General features: G+C 63.1%; 13 protein-coding genes. 3 read left to right on the top strand and 10 right to left on the bottom strand.

All coding sequences use genetic code 11. The features are described from left to right. Positions 1-8: 8 nt before the first annotated feature. Together alaS and recA are read right to left on the bottom strand one after the other, a co-directional pair. Entirely contained in the window at positions 9-2,675 is a 2,667-nt protein-coding gene (gene alaS, locus AC3CCE_RS17250) for an alanine--tRNA ligase (protein WP_352624558.1), read from the bottom strand. A 273-nt stretch (positions 2,676-2,948) separates the two neighbouring features. Next, positions 2,949-4,052, bottom strand: coding sequence for a recombinase RecA (gene recA, locus AC3CCE_RS17245; protein ID WP_023669117.1), 1,104 nt, complete (start codon positions 4,050-4,052; stop codon positions 2,949-2,951). Between the two features lie 282 nt (positions 4,053-4,334). Here recA and AC3CCE_RS17240 point away from each other — a divergent pair, with 282 nt between their 5' ends. Then, on the top strand, positions 4,335-5,279 hold the full coding sequence (locus tag AC3CCE_RS17240) for a carbohydrate kinase family protein (RefSeq protein ID WP_352624556.1): 945 nt from the start codon (positions 4,335-4,337) through the stop codon (positions 5,277-5,279). A 70-nt stretch (positions 5,280-5,349) separates the two neighbouring features. Further along, a complete protein-coding gene (locus AC3CCE_RS17235) occupies positions 5,350-6,267 on the top strand; it encodes a pseudouridine-5'-phosphate glycosidase (RefSeq protein ID WP_352624554.1) in 918 nt (305 codons plus the stop codon). Between the two features lie 201 nt (positions 6,268-6,468). Here the strand turns inward: AC3CCE_RS17235 and AC3CCE_RS17230 are convergent, their stop codons facing one another. Beyond that, complete coding sequence (locus tag AC3CCE_RS17230; RefSeq protein ID WP_352624552.1) at positions 6,469-6,792, bottom strand: TfoX/Sxy family protein; 324 nt, start codon at positions 6,790-6,792, stop codon at positions 6,469-6,471. Between the two features lie 83 nt (positions 6,793-6,875). On the opposite strand from AC3CCE_RS17230, the gene AC3CCE_RS17225 reads away from it, so the two are divergent. Next, on the top strand, positions 6,876-7,373 hold the full coding sequence (locus tag AC3CCE_RS17225) for a GFA family protein (RefSeq protein WP_023669121.1): 498 nt from the start codon (positions 6,876-6,878) through the stop codon (positions 7,371-7,373). Between the two features lie 143 nt (positions 7,374-7,516). On the opposite strand, the gene sufA is transcribed toward AC3CCE_RS17225, so the two are convergent. The 7 genes from sufA to AC3CCE_RS17190 all read right to left on the bottom strand — a co-directional run bounded on the left by sufA (position 7,517) and on the right by AC3CCE_RS17190 (position 14,753). Then, entirely contained in the window at positions 7,517-7,897 is a 381-nt protein-coding gene (sufA, locus tag AC3CCE_RS17220) for a Fe-S cluster assembly scaffold SufA (RefSeq protein WP_013532156.1), read from the bottom strand. Between the two features lie 105 nt (positions 7,898-8,002). Next, positions 8,003-8,389, bottom strand: coding sequence for an SUF system Fe-S cluster assembly protein (locus AC3CCE_RS17215; protein ID WP_023709315.1), 387 nt, complete (start codon positions 8,387-8,389; stop codon positions 8,003-8,005). 21 nt (positions 8,390-8,410) lie between these two features. Continuing rightward, the gene (locus AC3CCE_RS17210) at positions 8,411-9,652 is read right to left on the bottom strand and encodes a cysteine desulfurase (RefSeq protein WP_352624549.1); all 1,242 of its coding nucleotides are present in this window, start codon (positions 9,650-9,652) and stop codon (positions 8,411-8,413) included. Between the two features lie 137 nt (positions 9,653-9,789). Continuing rightward, positions 9,790-11,058, bottom strand: a complete 1,269-nt coding sequence (gene sufD / locus AC3CCE_RS17205) for a Fe-S cluster assembly protein SufD (RefSeq protein ID WP_023684863.1) — start codon at positions 11,056-11,058, stop codon at positions 9,790-9,792. A 43-nt stretch (positions 11,059-11,101) separates the two neighbouring features. Beyond that, the gene (gene sufC / locus AC3CCE_RS17200) at positions 11,102-11,857 is read right to left on the bottom strand and encodes a Fe-S cluster assembly ATPase SufC (RefSeq protein ID WP_023748559.1); all 756 of its coding nucleotides are present in this window, start codon (positions 11,855-11,857) and stop codon (positions 11,102-11,104) included. Between the two features lie 27 nt (positions 11,858-11,884). Next, on the bottom strand, positions 11,885-13,402 hold the full coding sequence (sufB, locus tag AC3CCE_RS17195; protein WP_023706434.1) for a Fe-S cluster assembly protein SufB: 1,518 nt from the start codon (positions 13,400-13,402) through the stop codon (positions 11,885-11,887). Between the two features lie 187 nt (positions 13,403-13,589). Then, positions 13,590-14,753, bottom strand: a complete 1,164-nt coding sequence (locus AC3CCE_RS17190) for a cysteine desulfurase family protein (protein ID WP_352624546.1) — start codon at positions 14,751-14,753, stop codon at positions 13,590-13,592. Positions 14,754-14,908: the final 155 nt, after the last annotated feature.

Raw genomic sequence — 14,908 nt, 5'->3', positions numbered from 1 at the left:
GGTGGCTTTCAGGCTGCCTCCAGCGCCGCCCTCACCGCGGCGATCGCATCATTGGCCTTCGAGGCGTCCGGGCCGCCGGCTTGCGCCATGTCGGGCCGTCCGCCACCGCCCTGCCCGCCCAATGCGGCCGAGGCAACGCGCACAAGATCGACAGCGCTGAAGCGGCCGACGAGATCGTCCGTCACTGCGACCACGACGCTTGCCTTGTTGTCTTCGCCCGCACCGACGAAGACGACGACGCCTGAGCCGAGCGAAGTCTTGCCGGCATCGGCCAGCGGCTTCAAATCCTTCGGCGACACGCCGGAAACCGCTTTGCCGAGGAAGCCGATACCGGCGACGGTTTCGGTGGTGGCCGGAGCATCGGCCGCGGCACCACCGCCCAGCGCGAGTTTCTTGCGGGCTTCGCTCAGTTCCTTCTCGAGCTTCTTGCGTTCCTCGAGCAGCGCCTCGACACGCGCCGGCACGTCGGCCGGCGAAATCTTCAACACAGCCGCCGTCGCCTTCAGGCGCCTGTCCTGCTCGTCGAGATATTTTCGTGCGGCTTCGCCGGTCAGCGCCTCGATGCGGCGCACGCCGGCGGCGACCGCGCTGTCGGAGACAACGCGAACCAGACCAATATCGCCGGTCGCCCGGACATGGGTGCCACCGCAGAGCTCGACCGAATAGGGCCGGTTGGCCTTGGCGCCATGCACGCCGGTGCCCATCGAAACGACACGCACCTCGTCACCATATTTCTCGCCGAACAGCGCCATGGCGCCTTCGGCGATGGCGTCGTCGACCGACATCAGGCGCGTCGTCACCGGGCTGTTCTGGACGACGATTTCGTTGGCCATGCGCTCGACCTCTTCGAGGTCTTCGGCCGAGATCGGCTTGTTGTGCGAGATGTCGAAGCGCAGGCGCTCGGGCGCGACCAGCGAACCTTTCTGCGCGACATGGGTGCCCAGCACCTCGCGCAGCGCCTCGTGGATCAGATGCGTTGCCGAATGATTGGCGCGCAGCCGGGTGCGGCGCGCATGGTCAACCTTCAGCTCGACGGCTGCACCTGGCTTGACCGTGCCGTTCGTCACCTTGCCCAGGTGCACGAACAGGCCGTCGGCCTTTTTCTGCGTGTCGGAAACCTCGATCGAGAAACCTTCGCCGGAGATGATACCGGTGTCGCCCATCTGGCCGCCGGACTCGCCATAGAACGGCGTCTGGTTGACGACCACCGCCACCGCGTCGCCCTTGATCGCGCTGTCGACGGTCTTGCCGTCCTTGACCAGCGCCTGGATGAGGCCTTCCGCCTGTTCGGTCTCGTAGCCGAGGAATTCGGTGGCGCCGGCCTTCTCGCGTACAGAAAACCAGATGGTCTCGGTGGCCGCGTCGCCGGAGCCAGCCCAATGCTTGCGCGCTTCGGCCTTCTGCTGCTCCATCGCATGGGTGAATCCGGCAAGGTCGACCGAGATGTTGCGCTGGCGCAGTGCGTCCTGCGTCAGATCGAGCGGGAAGCCGTACGTGTCATAGAGCTTGAACGCGGTCTCGCCATCCAGCATATCGCCGGCGTGCAGCGTATCCGTCGCCTCCGAGAGCAGGCCGAGGCCGCGCACCAGCGTCTTGCGGAACCTGGTCTCCTCGAGCTTCAGCGTCTCGGTGATCAGCTGTTCGCCGCGCAGCAGTTCGGGATAGGCCTGGCCCATCTCGCGCACCAGCGCCGGCACCAGTTTCCACATCAACGGCTCCTTGGCGCCGAGCAACTGCGCATGGCGCATGGCGCGGCGCATGATGCGGCGCAGCACATAGCCGCGGCCTTCGTTCGACGGCAGCACGCCGTCGGCAACCAGGAAGGAGGACGAGCGCAGATGGTCGGCAATGACGCGGAAGGAGGCGACCGTCTCCTTGTCCGGGCCCTGCCCGAGCGCCGATGACGCCGCATCGATCAGGTGGCGGAACAGGTCGGTCTCGAAGACGCTCTCCACCCCTTGCAGGATGGACGCCATGCGCTCCAGGCCCATGCCGGTGTCGATCGACGGCCGCGGCAGGTCGATGCGCTCATCCTTGGTGACCTGCTCATATTGCATGAACACCAGGTTCCAGAATTCAAGGAAGCGGTCGCCATCCTCCTCCGGGCTGCCGGGAGGGCCGCCCCAGATGTGCTCGCCACGGTCGATGAAGATTTCCGAGCACGGCCCGCACGGTCCGGTGTCGCCCATAGCCCAGAAATTGTCGGAGGTCGGGATGCGGATGATGCGGTCGTCGGAGAAACCGGCGATCTTCTTCCAGAAGCCGGCCGCCTCGTCATCGGTGTGATAGACGGTGACCAGCAGCTTGTCCTTGTTCAGGCCGAACTCCTTGGTAATCAGGTTCCAGGCCAGTTCGATGGCGCGCTCCTTGAAATAGTCGCCGAAGGAGAAATTGCCGAGCATTTCGAAAAAAGTCAGGTGGCGCGCGGTGTAGCCGACATTGTCGAGGTCGTTGTGCTTGCCGCCGGCGCGGACGCTTTTCTGCGCGGTGGTGGCGCGCGAATAGGACCGCTTCTCCAGGCCGGTAAAGACGTTCTTGAACTGCACCATGCCGGCATTGGTGAACATCAGCGTCGGGTCGTTGCGCGGCACCAGCGGGCTCGAGGCCACGACCTCGTGGCCCTCCTTGCGGAAATAGTCGAGGAATGTCGACCGGATCTCGTTCACGCCACTCATGACTGCTGCCTTTTCGCGAAAACCGCCGGCACGGCCGGCGGACACTGGTCTCTGCTTTTTAGAAGATTGACTTGGCCTTTTAGCGGGCACGCCCCACCCTGTCCAGAAACACGGAATTGGGCCATCCCGGCAACTGCCAAGCCGGCTTCACGCTGCCCAAAAACGAAAACCGCCGGCGCGAAGGCCGGCGGTTTGAAACGCAATACTAAAGAACTCGGTTACTTAATCATCGGATAATAGACTGGATTTTTATGGCCGAACTCTGGCCGTGCCCTACATGGCGCCGGATTCTTCCTCGAAGCCGTCGTCGCTTTCGCCGCGCTCGGGGCCGCCATTTTCAAGAAATTTCTCGGCGATCAGCCCGGCATTCTGCCGCAGCGCAAGTTCGATCTCACGCGCCGTGTCGGGATTGTCGCGCAGGAACAGTTTGGCGTTTTCGCGACCTTGGCCGAGACGCTGCGAATTGTAGGAGAACCAGGCGCCGGACTTCTCGACCACGCCGGCCTTGACGCCGAGATCGACCAGTTCGCCGGTCTTGGAGACGCCCTCGCCATACATGATGTCGAACTCGACCACCTTGAAGGGCGGCGCCAGCTTGTTCTTGACGACCTTGACGCGGGTCTGGTTGCCGACGACCTCGTCGCGGTCCTTGACCGAGCCGATGCGGCGGATGTCGAGGCGCACCGAAGCGTAGAATTTCAGCGCGTTGCCGCCGGTCGTGGTTTCGGGCGAACCGAACATGACGCCGATCTTCATGCGGATCTGGTTGATGAAGATGACCATGGTGTTGGAGCGCGAGATCGAGGCGGTCAGCTTGCGCAGCGCCTGGCTCATCAGACGCGCCTGAAGACCGGGCAGAGAATCGCCCATCTCGCCTTCGATTTCGGCGCGCGGCGTCAGCGCCGCCACCGAATCGACGACCAGCACGTCGATGGCGCCTGAACGCACCAGCGTGTCGCATATTTCTAGCGCCTGCTCGCCGGTGTCCGGCTGCGAGATCAAGAGGTTTTCCAGATCGACGCCGAGCTTGCGGGCATAGACCGGATCGAGTGCGTGCTCGGCATCGACGAAGGCGCAGATACCGCCTTTCTTCTGGGCTTCGGCAACTGTGTGCAGCGCCAGTGTCGTCTTGCCCGAGCTTTCCGGCCCGTAGATCTCGACGATGCGGCCGCGCGGCAGGCCGCCGACGCCAAGCGCGATGTCGAGGCCCAGCGATCCGGTCGGCACGGTTTCGATCTCGACGACCTGCTCGTTGGCGCCAAGCCGCATGATCGAGCCCTTGCCGAAGGCGCGCTCGATTTGCGACAGCGCCGCGTCCAGAGCCTTTGATTTGTCCACCGCTTTGTCCTCTACAAGCCGCAAAGAATTCTGAGCCATGATACATCACCCCTTGGTCGTCAATGAAGGCCGGACAATCCGTAATCCCTGCCCATTTTGTACTACTTTTGTTCTCGTTTGGCAAGAGGGGTCAAATATCTGAAAAGCAATCTTTATCCGGATTTGTTCTTTTTTTGTCTCACGCCTTCGTTTCCGGATGTATCCACCATTGGGCCAGACGCTCCGGCTGTTTCGATCGGCCGAATCGCCGGCTTGCCTGCGAAGCTCCGCCGCACAGCGTAGCGCTTGTGCGGCTCGAATAACAAAGGTCATATCGCCGGCATGGTGAAATCAGCAAAGATACTGGCGGTGGGCGGCGCCCATATTGATCGCCGCGGCCAGGTGTCGGGCACGTACGTGCCCGCGGCGTCCAACCCCGGCACGATGCGCGAGGATGTCGGCGGCGGCGTATTCAATGCGCTGCGCAGCCTGGTGCGGCGCGGCGTCTCGGCCTCGCTTTTGTCGGTGCGCGGCGGCGATGCCTCGGCCGAGACGGTTGCGCGCGCCATCGCCGACTCCGGCATTGCCGACCTGTCGGCGGTTTTCCTCGACCGCACGACGCCGAGCTACACGGCGCTGATCGATCGCGACGGTGAGCTGATCACCGGCTTTGCCGATATGGCGCTCTACGATTTGGCGTTCCCCAAGCAGATCCGCCGCTCCAAGGTGCGCGAGGTGGTCGCCGAGGCCGATGCGGTGCTCTGCGACGCCAATCTGTCATCAACGGCGCTGGAGCGGCTGGTGGGGCTCGCCGCCGGCAAGCCGGTGTTCGCCATTGCCATTTCGCCGGCCAAGGTGGTGCGGATGATACCGGTGCTGAAGGAGCTCGCGCAGGTCTTCATGAACCGGCGCGAGGCCATGGTGCTGGCCGGCGTCGATGCCAATGCCACCGAGCGCGAGACCATCGACGGACTGCGCTGCAGCGGCCTCACCAGTGGCGTGGTGACGGCGGGCGATGGCCCGGTGCTGGGATTCGACGAAGCCGGCGCCTTCTCTATCCTGCCGCCGGCGCCGAGTAAAGTCGCCGACGTCACCGGCGCCGGCGACGCGCTGGCCGGCGCCACCATCGCTGCTCTGCTGCGCGGCCTGCCCCTGCGCCGGGCATTGCGCGAGGGCGTTGCCGCCGCCACGCTGGCCATTGAAAGCGCCGACGCGGTTCCGGCCTTTACGGCCGCGACCTTCACCGAGGCACTGGCTCTTGTGCCCGACGCACAGGAAATGGCATGAGGGCGGCCAATTGCCATTGCCGGAGCGCGACGTCCAAGCGGACGCGCGGATCTCCGGATCGGAGACCATCATGACACCGCAAAGCGCCCGCCCCTTCATCGACATCCACGCGCCCGTGGCCGAGGCGCTCGCCGCTGGCCGCCCCGTCGTGGCGCTGGAAAGCACCATCATCACCCATGGCATGCCTTACCCCGACAATGGCGCCATGGCCGCCAATGTCGAAAAGATCATCCTCGACAATGGCGCGGTGCCGGCGACGATCGCCGTGGTTGCCGGCCGCATCAAGATCGGGCTGTCCGACGGCGAGCGCGAGTCGCTGGCGATGACCGGCGACGCCATGAAGCTGTCGCGCGCCGATCTCGGCTTTGCGGTGGCGCAAGGCCGCACCGGCGGCACCACGGTCGCCGCCACCATGATCGCCGCTGACATGGTCGGGATAAAGGTGTTCGCCACCGGCGGCATTGGCGGCGTCCACAAGGGCGCGGAAAAGAGCTTCGACATCTCGGCCGATCTCGACGAGTTGGCGCGCACGCCGGTCATCGTCGTCTCGGCCGGCGCCAAGGCGATCCTCGACATCGAAAAGACGCTGGAAGTGCTGGAGACGCGCGGCGTGCCGGTGATTGGCCATGGCTGCGAGACGATGCCGGCCTTCTGGTCGCGGCATTCGCCGTTCCGCGCGCCGCTGACCCTGCACAGACCGGAAGAGATCGCGCATTTCTACAAGACCAGGGCGGCACTTGGCCTGGTCGGCGGCATGCTGATCGCCAACCCGGTGCCGCAGGACGATGAAATCCCGGCCGACGAGATGGCCGGCTATATCGAGGCCGCGCAGAAGGCGGCGGAAGTGCAGAATGTGACCGGAAAGGCGGTGACGCCGTTCCTGTTGGGCAAAATCCTCGAACTGACCGGCGGCCGGAGCTTGAAGACCAACATCGCGCTGGTCGAGAACAATGCGCGGTTGGCGGCGAGGATTGCGAAGGCGCTGTAGGATCGCCTACGTCGGCGGGACAGCACCCCCCTGGCCTGCCGGCCATCTCCCCCGCAAGGAGGGAGATTAACAGCTTAGCCGCAGGCTCCCATTTTCAACGTTGGTGATTGGCGAAGGCCAATGTGACAACTGATCTCCCCCCTTGCGGGGGAGATGTCCGGCAGGACAGAGGGGGGTGGGAAGAAACGCGGCGGTCCCGGTTCACTTCCCCGCCCGGCGTCCCGCCTCATACGCCCGGCGCGCCCACACCCTCATCTCGTCAGGATCATCAAGCGCGTTGTCGGGAATGCTCCAGTACGGCATCGCAACCAGCTTGCCGTGGCGGGTGCCGGTATAGGTCCATTGCTTGCAGCCGGCGGCTTCGAAGTCGGACGCGCTTTGCTCGTCAGCCTTGAGCAGCAATTCGCCGCGCAGCACGATGGCGACGATGACGCCGTCGAAATAGATACCCTTGCCGCCGAACAGTTTTCGGATACTGACCGGGCCGAGGCCTTCGAACAGCTCTTCGATGCGTTCATTGTCCATGCCGCAATCATGTCACCGGGCTTGCCACGGCTGCAATCAAAAACCATGCTGGCAAGTTGAGAGTCATCCGTCGGAGTTTTGTCATGCCGCTGCTGCTCAAGGGATCCTGCCGCTGCGATGCCGTCCATTTCGAGGTGGAGAGCAACACGCCGGTGCCGTTCATGCTGTGCTACTGCTCGATCTGCCGCAAGCAGCAGGGCGGCGGCGGCTTCGCCATCAATCTCGGCGCCGATTACAAGACGCTGAAAATCAAGGGCAAGCGCAATCTCGGCGTCTACCAGGCCGAGATCGCGGACGACGAGCATCCAAAGTGTGAGATTTCGACGGGCGAGCGCAATTTCTGCAAGAAGTGCGGTTCGGCGCTCTGGCTCTACGATCCGACATGGCCGGACCTGGTCCACCCCTTCGCCTCGGCAATCGACAGCGAGTTGCCGAAGCCGCCGGAGAAGGTGCATCTGATGTTGAAATACAAGGCGAGTTGGGTCGAGCCGGTGATCGGCAAGAAGGACAATGCGTTCGACGTCTATCCCGAGGAATCCATCGCCGACTGGCATAAACGGACGAAGATGTGGGTGAAGTGAGGCTCGGAGCGCGACTTCCGATAGTCAGCGCTGCCCCTCATCCGGCCCTTCGGGCCGTTCGTCATTCGAAAAGCCAAGCAATTGGCTTTTCGCCCGCTGCGCGGACCATTTCCTCACCTCCCCGTGAACGGGGAGAAGGAAGATCAGGCCGAAGCGCGCGCCTCAGCCAGCGCCTTCAGGTCGGCGGGCTTCAGTTCGACGGATTCGCCGCAGCCGCAGGCCGAACTCTGGTTCGGGTTGTGGAAGGTGAAGCCGGTGCGCAGCGTGGTCTGCTCGAAATCCATCTCGGTGCCGAACAGGAAAAGGGCAGCCTCGGGCGCGACATAGACATGCGCGCCGTCGCGTTCGATATGGTCGTCCTTGGTATTGGGCTCGGTCACCAGGTCGACCGTGTATTCCATGCCGGCGCAGCCGCCCTTCTTGATGCCGAGGCGAATGCCATGCGCATTGTCGCGCGTGGCGACGATCTCGCGCACCCGGTCGGCGGCCTTTTCGGTCATCGTGATGACGGCGAAGCGTCCCATTCTTTTTCCTCTTCCATTCCATGCAGGTTCAAGGCCTGCCGAATGATTCCTCACCTAAAATGGTGAAGTTTTACCACTGGTGCAAGTGCACCAACCTCAGTCAACCTAGTACCAGCCCACCGCCACCTGCGCCTCTTCCGACATGCGGTCGGGCGACCAGGGCGGGTCGAAGGTCATGTTGACCTCGACGCCGGAGACGCCTTCGACGGCGCCGACGGCGTTTTCCACCCAGCCGGGCATTTCGCCGGCCACCGGACAGCCGGGCGCGGTCAGCGTCATGTCGATCTTGACCGCGCGGTTGTCCTCGATGTCGATCTTGTAGATGAGGCCGAGCTCATAGATGTCGGCCGGGATTTCCGGGTCATAGACGGTCTTCAGCGCCGAGACGATGTCGTCGGTCAGCCGCGCCAGCTCGTCGGCGGGAATGGCCGAGGCGGAAACCAGCGGATTGATGGCTGCTTCCGGCGCGGTGGTGTGGCTCGCATCATCCATGGTCGTCATCCAAAGAACCTGTCACCCGAAGAACTTGCGCGCTTTTTCCAGCGCATCGGCCAAAGCGTCGACTTCGGCCCTGGTATTATACATGCCGAACGATGCCCTGCATGTGGAGGTTACGCCAAAGCGTTTCAACAGCGGCTGGGCGCAATGGGTGCCCGCGCGGACGGCAACACCCTGCCTGTCTATCACCATCGACACGTCATGGGCATGAATGCCCTGCAATTCGAAAGAAATGATGGCGCCCTTGTCCGGCGCGTCGCCGAAGATGCGCAGCGAGTTGATGGCGCGCAGCCGTTCATGCGCATAGGTCTTGAGATCGGCCTCATGGGCGGCAATGCGCTCGCGGCCAACCTTTTCCATGTATTCCAATGCTGCACCCAGGCCAATCGCCTGCACGATCGGCGGCGTGCCGGCCTCGAAGCGGTGCGGCGGCTCGTTGTAGGTGACGACGTCTTCCGTCACTTCCTCGATCATCTCGCCGCCGCCCATGAAAGGGCGCATGGCCGAGAGAATATCCTTCTTGCCGTAAAGCACGCCGATGCCGGACGGCCCGTAAACCTTGTGACCGGTGAAGACGAAGAAATCGCAGTCGAGGTCCTGGACGTCGATCGGCATGTGCACGGCGCTCTGGCTGCCATCGACAAGTACGGGAATGCCACGCGAATGCGCGATGCGCACGATTTCCTTGATCGGCGTCACCGTGCCCAGCGCGTTCGACATATGCGTGATGGCGACGAGCTTTGTCTTGTCGGTCAGCCGCTTTTCGAATTCCTCGATGTGGAAGATGCCGAGATCGTCGACCGGCACCCAGACCAGCTTGGCGCCCTGCCGCTCCCGGATGAAATGCCACGGCACGATGTTGGAGTGGTGCTCCATGATCGACAGCACGATCTCGTCGCCCGCGCCGATATTGGGCATGCCATAGCCGTAAGCCACGGTGTTGATCGCCGCGGTCGTGTTCGAGGTGAAGACGATGTTGTCGGTGCTTGGCGCATTGAGGAAACGGCGCACCGTCTCGCGTGCCTTCTCATAAGCGTCGGTTGCGGCATTCGACAGGAAATGCAGGCCGCGATGGACGTTGGCGTATTCCTGGGAATAGGCGTGCTGGATCGTATCCAGCACCACCTGCGGCTTCTCCGCCGAGGCGCCATTGTCGAGATAGACCAGCGGTTTGCCGTAGACTTCGCGCGACAGGATCGGGAAGTCGCGGCGGATCGCCTCGACGTCGTATGGGGTTGTTTCGATCTTCTGGTCCATTACAAGCTCTCTTGAGGCACCGCCTCACTTCGTCACGCACCCCTCATCCGACCGAGCTTCGCTCGGCCACCGCCCGGGGCGAGTCACTTGCCTCGCCCGTCCTTCGGACCCCACAAGGGGAGAAGGGAAAGAGGCGCTTACCCGTGCGCCACGAACCAGTCGTCCAGCCTTGTTTCCAGGGCCTCGACGATGGTTTCGTCGTCCAGTTCCTCGATCACTTCGGCCACGAACGCCTTCACCAGCAAGCCGCGGGCGCTCTTCTCGTCGATGCCGCGCGCCATCAGGTAGAACAGATGGTTGTGGTCGATCTCGGTAACGGTCGCGCCATGGCCGCAGATGACGTCGTCGGCGAAGATCTCCAGCTCAGGCTTGGTCGAGAACTCGCCATCATCCGACAAAAGCAGCGTGTTGCAGGCCATCTTGGCGTTGGTCTTCTGCGCGTATTGGTGGACGTTGATGCGGCCCTGGAAGACGCCGCGCGCCTTGCCGGTCACGACATTGCGGATCACTTCCGTCGATGTCGTATGCGGCACGGCATGGTCGAGCACCATGGTCACGTCGGTGTGGGTGTCGCCGGCGAGCAGGTTGATGCCGCGCAGTTTGAAGTCGGCGCCTTCGCCCGTGGTCTTCACCACGATCTCCTGGCGCACAAGCTTGCCGCCGGCATTCATGAAGAACAGCGTCAGCTTCGAATTCTTGCCGAGATGCGCCTTGAACTGCGCCAGATGGGTGGCCGTTTCCGGCTGTTCCTGGATGATCAGCCAGGTCACCTCGGCGCCCTCGCCCAACACCAGCTGGCTGACGGAGCTGGCCAGAGCCGCGCCCTCGCCCGCCTGACGCTCGACGATCGCAGCCTTGGCGCCGGCGCCGACACGCACGGGAAAGCGCACATGGGTCTGTCCGCCGGCTTGCAGGTTCTGCAATTCGATCGGCTTCTCCAGTGCTGCGCCATCGGCGATGTCGACGAAATAGCCGTCGGCGACGAAAGCAGTGTTCAGCGCGCCGATGGCGTCATCGCTGCCATAGGGGTCGAGGCCGGGCGCAATCGAGCCGTCGGTCAGCTTTTCCGACAGGCGCTGGACGGTCACGCCTTCGATGGCAGGGAATTTCGCACTCGAGACGCCGTTTAGAACTGCCAGCACGGCGGAACCTTCGACGATGGGCGCCAGCCCCTTAGCGGCGGCCGTCGGATCGAACGCCGGCACCGCAGTCAACAGCCGGCGCAGGTCAGTGTAATGCCAGGATTCGATGCGCCGCGTCGGCAGCCCGTGCTTGATTGCCTCAATGGCGTCGTCGCGCTTCAGCATCACCGCGCCGTCACCCGGCAGCAACGACAGACGCTCGCCAAAGGCGTCGATCAGCGCCGTTTCGGCCTGCGTGCGCTGGGGTTGTGTATGCATATTCATCAGTTTTGCCCCGCCTTTCAGCATAAAATGGCCTTCTGGCGTCTCACGCGGCTTCGCCGATCACGCCGGCATAGCCATTGGCTTCGAGATCGAGCGCCAGCGACTTGTCGCCGGACTTGATCACCTGGCCCTTGTATAGGACGTGCACGCTATCGGGCACGATGTGCTCGAGCAGGCGCTGGTAGTGGGTGATGACGATGATGGCACGGTCGGGCGAACGCAGCGCGTTGACGCCGTCCGAGACGATCTTCAGCGCATCGATGTCTAGGCCTGAATCGGTCTCGTCGAGCACGCAGAGCTTTGGCTCCAGCAGCTTCATCTGCAGGATCTCGGCGCGCTTCTTCTCGCCGCCGGAAAAGCCGACATTGAGCGGCCGCTTCAGCATCGCCATGTCCATGTTGAGCGAGGCTGCCGCCTCCTTCACCCGCTTCAAAAATTCCGGAATTTTTAGCGGCTCCTCGCCGCGCGCCTTGCGCTGCTCGTTCATCGCCACCTTCAGGAACTCCATGGTCGCGACACCAGGTATCTCCATCGGATACTGGAAGGCGAGGAAGATGCCCGCGGTGGCGCGCTCGGCCGGGTCCATTTCGAGGATCGACTGGCCGTTATAGAGGATGTCGCCTTCGGTGACCTCATAGTCCTCACGGCCGGCGAGGATGTAGGACAGCGTCGATTTGCCCGAGCCGTTCGGACCCATGATGGCAGCGACCTCGCCGTTTTTGACCGTCAGGTTCAGGCCGCGGATGATCTCGGTGCCGTCATCGACGATGCGGGCATGCAGGTTCTTGATCTCAAGCATTTTTTCTTTCCTGGATATATTGTCCGGTCAGCCGACCGAGCCCTCAAGGCTGATGCCGATAAGCTTCTGCGCTTCGACCGCGAACTCCATCGGCAGCTGCTGGATGACATCCTTGACGAAGCCGTTGACGATCAGCGCGATCGCCTCCTCTTCCGGGATGCCGCGCTGCATGACGTAGAACTTCTGGTCCTCGGAAATCTTTGACGTCGTCGCCTCATGCTCGAACTGCGCCGTCGAGTTCTTGGCTTCCATGTAGGGCACGGTGTGCGCGCCGCACTGGTCGCCGATCAGGAGACTATCGCAATTGGTGAAGTTGCGGGCGTTGGTCGCCTTGCGGTGCGCCGAGACCTGGCCGCGATAGGTGTTCTGCGAGAAGCCGGCGGCAATGCCCTTGGAGATGATGCGGCTCGACGTGTTCTTGCCGAGATGGATCATCTTGGTGCCGCTATCGACCTGCTGGTAGCCGTTCGACACAGCGATCGAATAGAACTCGCCGGAGGAATCGTCGCCGCGCAGGATGCAGCTGGGATATTTCCAGGTGATCGCCGAACCGGTCTCGACCTGCGTCCACGAGATCTTCGAACGGTGGCCGCGGCAGTCGCCGCGCTTGGTGACGAAATTGTAGATGCCGCCCTTGCCCTCGGCATCGCCGGGGTACCAGTTCTGCACCGTCGAATATTTGATCTCGGCATCGTCGAGCGCCACCAGTTCGACGACGGCGGCATGCAGCTGGTTCTCGTCGCGCTGCGGCGCCGTGCAGCCTTCGAGATAGGAAACGTAAGCCCCCTCCTCGGCGATGATCAGCGTGCGCTCGAACTGGCCGGTGTTCTTCTCGTTCATGCGGAAATAGGTCGACAGCTCCATCGGGCAGCGCACGCCCTTGGGCACGAAGACGAACGAGCCGTCGGTGAAGACAGCCGAATTCAGCGTGGCGTAGAAATTGTCGGAGGTCGGCACGACCGAGCCGAGATATTTCTGCACCAGCTCCGGATGCTCGCGGATGGCCTCCGAGATCGAGCAGAAGATGACGCCGGCCTGCGCCAGCTCCTTCTTGAAGGTGGTGACGACGGAAACGGAATCGAACACCGCGTCGACCGCGACACGGCCCGATTTGTAGACATTGTCGCTGGGCTCCTCGAGATCGGAGACGTCGGTCTTCTGCACGCCAGCGAGGATTTCTTGTTCCCGCAGCGGAATGCCGAGCTTCTCGTAGACCTTCAACAGCTCGGGATCGACGTCGCTCAGCGAGGTCGGGCCGGGCGTGCTCTTGGGCGCCGCGTAGTAATAGAGGTCCTGAAAATCGATCTTCGGATAATGGACGCGCGCCCAGGTCGGCTCTTCCAGCGTCAGCCAGCGCCGATAGGCTTCCAGACGCCATTCCAGCATCCAGGACGGTTCATCCTTCTTGGCCGAGATGAAGCGAATAATGTCTTCGCTCAGGCCCTTGGGGGCCTTGTCCATCGCGATCTCTGTCTGGAATCCGTATTTGTACTGGTCGACGTCGATCTTTCGGACCCGATCGATCGTGTCCTGCACAGCAGGCATAAGCGTTCTCCATCCACGCCGGGGTCAAGGCCCGACAGTTTTCAAACTATGGCATCGCCGAGGGCTGCCCATGAGGCGCCGAAGGCGGCGTAAGTTTCATATAGTGCGTCTCGGCCGGGAATTCACCCGGCCACTTGCAAACGCACGGCTCTACCAGGCCGCGAGGCCTGAATTCTTTGTCGCCGCCTCAGGCGGCTTGTTCCCTGCCCGCCCGGCGCTGGGCAATACCGGCCAGCGCAGCACGGAACAGTTCGATATCCCCGGCACTCGTTGCGTGGCCGATGGACACGCGCAAAGCGCCCAGGCTGTCGCCGTAACCCATGGCTTTCAACACATGGCTCGGCCCGACCTTGCCCGACGAACAGGCCGATCCCGCCGACAGCGCAACGCCAGCCAGATCGAAAGCGATCTGCGCCGTCTCGGCCTTGATGCCGGGAATAGCGAAGAATGTCGTATTGGCAAGCCTTGGCGCGCCGGTTCCGAAGATTTCTGCGTCCGGCACCAGTGTTTTGATGATGGTTTCGACCTCGCCGCGCCGGTGCGCGAGCGTATCGACATGGTTCAGTCCAGCCAAAGCCTGCCGCGCCGCGGCGCCAAAGCCGGCGATGGCCGCCAGGTTTTCGGTGCCGCCGCGATGGCCCTTTTCCTGGCCGCCGCCATTGATCAGCGGCTTCGGCATCATCAGATCGGCTGCCGCAACGACGGCGCCGACACCCTTGGGGCCGCCGATCTTGTGCGAAGACAGAATCAAATAGTCGGCGTAAGCCGCCGACATATCGATGGGACCACGGCCCGCAGCCTGCACCGCGTCGACCACCAGAATGCCGCCCGCCGCCTTGACGATTGCAGCGATTGCCTCGATCGGCTGGATGACGCCGGTCTCGTTGTTGGCGGCATGGATCGCGACCAACGGAAGGCCTTCGGCCTTGTCATGCGCGGCCAGAGCGGCTGTCAGCTGAGCGAGGTCGGCAATGCCATCGGCGTCGACGCCGATCCGCGAAACCTGTGTTGCCGGGAAGCGGCCGCCGTTCAACAGGCAAGGGTGGTCGGCCTCGCACACATAGAGCCGGCTCATGCGCACCGTGCCACGGCCCATCTGCCAATCCGGCGTCAGCAGCGTCGATGCGGCTTCCGTCGCGCCCGAGGTGAAGACGACATGCTCGGCCTTGGCGCCGACAAGTGCTGCCACATCGCGCCGGGCAGTGTCGATCAGGCGCCGCGCCGCGCGCCCCTCGGCATGCACCGACGACGGATTGGCGACGAGATCGAGCGCGGCAATCATCGCCTCGCGCGCCTCGGTAATGAGCGGCGCGCTGGCATTGTAGTCGAGATAGGCGCGTGCTGCGGCCATTTTCACCCAATCGATCCCGTCAAGACCCTTTCCGCAAGGATAGCGCGTTATTTCCTTGAAATTGCAAGGCAAGACGTCCTATTTACGCGGCTTGCGGCGAGGATGGCCGGGCCGTCACGGCTGGCTATCCAGTTTTGAACAATTCTAAACTAGCT

It is taken from the genome of Mesorhizobium sp. P160187, assembly GCF_057766425.1.
The sequence above is the reverse complement of the archived record's forward strand: the minus strand, read 5'-3'. Positions and strand labels throughout refer to the sequence as shown.